Annotated in this window: 2 protein-coding genes; both read left to right on the top strand. The window is 46.7% G+C overall.

Annotation, left to right across the window (positions count from 1 at the left end):
- Nucleotides 1–240, top strand: a 240-nt coding sequence (locus tag R8N49_RS24715; RefSeq protein ID WP_318190166.1) for a carboxyl transferase domain-containing protein, incomplete at its 5' end; no start/stop codon positions are given.
- A gap of 37 nt (nucleotides 241–277) precedes the next feature.
- On the top strand, nucleotides 278–584 hold a 307-nt coding region (locus tag R8N49_RS24710), incomplete at its 3' end, for an enoyl-CoA hydratase/isomerase family protein (RefSeq protein WP_318190165.1).

The following is a 584-nucleotide window of genomic DNA, read 5'->3' as shown; positions in this document are numbered from 1 at the left end:
GTGCGCAAAGAGATAAACCAACGTCGCGGCGAAGAATGGTCCGAGCAAGAAGAACACACTTTCAAAGAATCGATCATAGACTTGTATGAGACCCAAGGGCATCCGTACTTTGCCAGTGCAAGATTATGGGACGACGGCATCATTGACCCCAAAGAGACGCGAAACGTGCTTGCACAAGCGTTAATGGCCGCGCTCAACGCGCCAATACCTGATAGCGAATTTGGCATCTTTAGAATGTAACCGCGCAATTGAAATAAACGTTCACAAGGAAATCATTATGCAGGAAAGACAACCAAGCATTGTTCCAAACGCTCAACGACACAATGATGTGCTTTGGCAGGTTGACGAATTCGGTGTTGCAACGCTGACGCTGAATCGGACAAAGAAACACAATGCCTTCGATGCCTGCATGATTGATTTGATCATCCATCGCTTAGATTATCTTGCACTAAGAACCGATGTGCGTTGCTTAGTGCTGCGCAGTAATGGCAAACACTTTTCCTCTGGTGCGGATTTAGCTTGGATGCAATCGATGGCAAATAGTACCCGAAAAGAAAACCTAGTCGATGCACAAAGCCTCGCTC

The organism is Vibrio sp. 1978 (genome assembly GCF_033344345.1).
This window is presented reverse-complemented; position numbering and strand designations above follow the sequence as displayed.